Here is a 1,782-nt window from a genome sequence, read left to right as displayed (position 1 = left end):
GGTAGACCTTTGAAAACTGAACATTGTTTCGACAAACCAAATATGTGTAGGGCGGTTTGATATTTATATCAAACCCAACAATATTTGCGAAGTCAATTCGCTTTTAAAAATGTAACAACAATCGATGAGCTATTCAAGCACATCATCTATAAGATGAGAGTTTGATCCTGGCTCAGGACGAACGCTGGCGGCATGCCTAATACATGCAAGTCGAACGAGCTTCCGTTGATTGAAGTGCTTGCACTGATTTCAACACTGAAGCGAGTGGCGAACTGGTGAGTAACACGTGGGTAACTTGCCCAGAAGCAGGGGATAACACTTGGAAACAGGTGCTAATACCGTATAACAACAGAAACCGCATGGTTTCTGTTTGAAAGATGGTTTCGGCTATCACTTCTGGATGGACCCGCGGCGTATTAGTTAGTTGGTGAGGTAAAGGCCCACCAAGACAATGATACGTAGCCGACCTGAGAGGGTAATCGGCCACATTGGGACTGAGACACGGCCCAAACTCCTACGGGAGGCAGCAGTAGGGAATCTTCCACAATGGACGAAAGTCTGATGGAGCAATGCCGCGTGAGTGAAGAAGGGTTTCGGCTCGTAAAACTCTGTTGTTAAAGAAGAACACTCTTGAGAGTAACTGTTCAGGAGTTGACGGTATTTAACCAGAAAGCCACGGCTAACTACGTGCCAGCAGCCGCGGTAATACGTAGGTGGCAAGCGTTGTCCGGATTTATTGGGCGTAAAGCGAGCGCAGGCGGTTTTTTAAGTCTGATGTGAAAGCCTTCGGCTTAACCGGAGAAGTGCATCGGAAACTGGGAGACTTGAGTGCAGAAGAGGACAGTGGAACTCCATGTGTAGCGGTGGAATGCGTAGATATATGGAAGAACACCAGTGGCGAAGGCGGCTGTCTAGTCTGTAACTGACGCTGAGGCTCGAAAGCATGGGTAGCAAACAGGATTAGATACCCTGGTAGTCCATGCCGTAAACGATGAGTGCTAGGTGTTGGAGGGTTTCCGCCCTTCAGTGCCGCAGCTAACGCATTAAGCACTCCGCCTGGGGAGTACGACCGCAAGGTTGAAACTCAAAGGAATTGACGGGGGCCCGCACAAGCGGTGGAGCATGTGGTTTAATTCGAAGCTACGCGAAGAACCTTACCAGGTCTTGACATCTTCTGCCAATCTTAGAGATAAGACGTTCCCTTCGGGGACAGAATGACAGGTGGTGCATGGTTGTCGTCAGCTCGTGTCGTGAGATGTTGGGTTAAGTCCCGCAACGAGCGCAACCCTTATTATCAGTTGCCAGCATTAAGTTGGGCACTCTGGTGAGACTGCCGGTGACAAACCGGAGGAAGGTGGGGATGACGTCAAATCATCATGCCCCTTATGACCTGGGCTACACACGTGCTACAATGGACGGTACAACGAGTTGCGAAGTCGTGAGGCTAAGCTAATCTCTTAAAGCCGTTCTCAGTTCGGATTGTAGGCTGCAACTCGCCTACATGAAGTTGGAATCGCTAGTAATCGCGGATCAGCATGCCGCGGTGAATACGTTCCCGGGCCTTGTACACACCGCCCGTCACACCATGAGAGTTTGTAACACCCAAAGCCGGTGAGATAACCTTCGGGAGTCAGCCGTCTAAGGTGGGACAGATGATTAGGGTGAAGTCGTAACAAGGTAGCCGTAGGAGAACCTGCGGCTGGATCACCTCCTTTCTAAGGAATATACGGAGGCTACACATACTTGTTGAAACAATGTTCAGTTTTGAGGGGCTTACCTCTC

General features: G+C 49.7%; 1 rRNA gene. It reads left to right on the top strand.

What is annotated here, in order from left to right:
- The first annotated feature begins 149 nt into the window (after window positions 1–149).
- Window positions 150–1,715, top strand: a 16S ribosomal RNA gene (locus LSE01S_RS10550).
- Window positions 1,716–1,782 lie beyond the last annotated feature (67 nt).

The sequence above is a fragment of the Levilactobacillus senmaizukei DSM 21775 = NBRC 103853 genome (assembly GCF_001592085.1).
Classification (GTDB): Bacteria; Bacillota; Bacilli; order Lactobacillales; family Lactobacillaceae; genus Levilactobacillus; species Levilactobacillus senmaizukei.
Note: the sequence above shows the minus strand (reverse complement) of the source record. Positions and strands in the feature narration are given on the sequence as shown.